The sequence below is a fragment of the Nocardioides sp. genome (assembly GCF_036401255.1).
GTDB lineage: Bacteria > Actinomycetota > Actinomycetes > Propionibacteriales > Nocardioidaceae > Nocardioides.
Genome location: NZ_DASWVI010000258.1, coordinates 1 through 1,967, shown reverse-complemented (window position 1 = coordinate 1,967; position 1,967 = coordinate 1). Strand labels below are relative to the sequence as shown.

At 71.3% G+C, this 1,967-nt stretch carries 2 protein-coding genes; one reads left to right on the top strand and one right to left on the bottom strand.

Annotation, left to right across the window (positions count from 1 at the left end):
* A partial coding sequence (locus VGD85_RS11775) for an amidohydrolase family protein (protein ID WP_331063632.1) occupies positions 1-619 on the bottom strand: 619 nt, incomplete at its 3' end.
* A gap of 106 nt (positions 620-725) precedes the next feature.
* On the opposite strand from VGD85_RS11775, the gene VGD85_RS11770 reads away from it, so the two are divergent.
* Positions 726-1,967: aspartate aminotransferase family protein (locus VGD85_RS11770; RefSeq protein WP_331063631.1), on the top strand; the 1,242-nt coding region annotated here is incomplete at its 3' end.

Genomic DNA, 1,967 nt, shown 5'->3' with positions numbered 1-1,967 from the left:
TCAGCGCTGCGTGGAGGTCGGCCCCCGTCGGCCGCGGCACGTGGCGCGAGACCAGCGCCGTCGCGCCCTCGTGCAGGGTGCCGCTCGGGCGGCCGTCGGCGTCGCGCTCGATCCGCCCGTCCGGCGGGTCGGGGGTGTGCTCGTCGACGCCGGCGAGCTCGAGGGCGCGGGTGTTGACCCAGGCGCCGTGGTGGTCGCGGTTGGGCAGGTACGCCGGCCGGCCGCCCGTCACCGCGTCCAGGTCGGCCGCGGTCGGGGTGCCGCCGGGGAACGCCGGCATCGCCCAGCCGCCCCCGAGGATCCACTCCGCGTCCGGGTGCGCGGCGGCGTACTCCTCGATCGTGGCGAGGTACTCCGCCCGCGTGTCGAGGCCGGACAGGTCGCAGCGGAGCCGCTCGAGCCCGCCCTGCACCGGGTGCACGTGCGCGTCGACGAAGCCCGGCGAGAGCAGGCCGCCGGCGAGGTCGACGGTCTCCGCGCCCGGACCGAGCTCGCGCAGCGCCCCGGCATCGTCCGGCACGACCGCGAGGATCCGGCCGTCCTCGACGACCACCGACCCACGACCGAGGTGGCGGCGTCCGTCGAACAGGGCGCCGTTGGTGAACAGGACCCGCGTCATGCGGCAGTTCTACCACGCGGAGAAGCAACTGATTTCGCACCAATTCACCCCTTCGGGCGACGGATTCACTTGCCTAACCTGGGCACGACCACGCATCATGGGGTTCATGCACCCGGACTACGACCACCTGCAGCAGGCCGCGAAGGACCACCTGTGGATGCACTTCACCCGGCACTCGTCCTACGACAGCGCCGACGTGCCGATCATCGTGCGGGGCGAGGGCGCGTACATCTACGACGCCCAGGGCAAGCGCTACCTCGACGGCCTCGGCGGGCTGTTCGTGAGCCAGCTCGGCCACGGGCGCACCGAGCTCGCGGAGGCGGCGGCCAAGCAGGCGCGGGAGCTGGCGTTCCACCCGCTGTGGTCCTACGCCCACCCCAACGCGATCCTGCTCGCCGAGCGGATCGCCGGCTACGCACCCGGCGACCTCAACCGGGTGTTCTTCTCCAGCGGCGGCGGTGAGTCGGTGGAGTCCGCGTGGAAGCTCGCGAAGAACTACTTCAAGCTCACCGGCAAGCCGATGAAGCACAAGGTGCTCAGCCGCTCCATCGCCTACCACGGCACCACGCAGGGCGCGCTGTCGATCACCGGGCTGCCGCCGCTGAAGCAGCAGTTCGAACCGCTGGTGCCCTCCACGTTCCGGGTGCCGAACACGAACATCTACCGCGCCGCGGAGACCACCGGCGGGCTCCTCGACGGGACGGACCCGGAGGCCTTCGGCCGCTGGGCCGCCGACCAGGTCGCGGTCGCGATCGAGAACGAGGGCCCCGACACCGTCGCCGCGGTCTTCCTCGAGCCGGTGCAGAACGCCGGCGGCTGCTTCCCGCCGCCCCCGGGCTACTTCGAGCGGGTCCGCGAGATCTGCGACGAGTACGACGTGCTGCTGGTCTCCGACGAGGTCATCTGCGCCTTCGGCCGGCTCGGGCACATGTTCGGCGCCGAGCGCTACGGCTACCAGCCCGACATCATCACCTGCGCCAAGGGCATCACCTCGGGCTACGCGCCCCTGGGCGCGATGATCGCCTCCGACCGGCTGATGGAGCCCTTCCTCGCCGACGGGGAGATGTTCGCCCACGGCTACACCTTCGGCGGCCACCCGGTCTCGACGGCGGTCGCGATGGCGAACTTCGACATCTTCGAGAGCGAGCACGTCCTCGAGCACGTCCGCGACAACGAGGGCGCCTTCCGGTCGACCCTCGAGCGGCTCCTGGACCTCCCGATCGTCGGCGACGTCCGTGGCGACGGGTACTTCTACGGCATCGAGCTCGTCAAGGACAAGACCACCAAGGAGTCCTTCACCGCCGAGGAGTGCGAGCGCCTGCTCTACGGCTTCGTCTCCAAGCAGCTG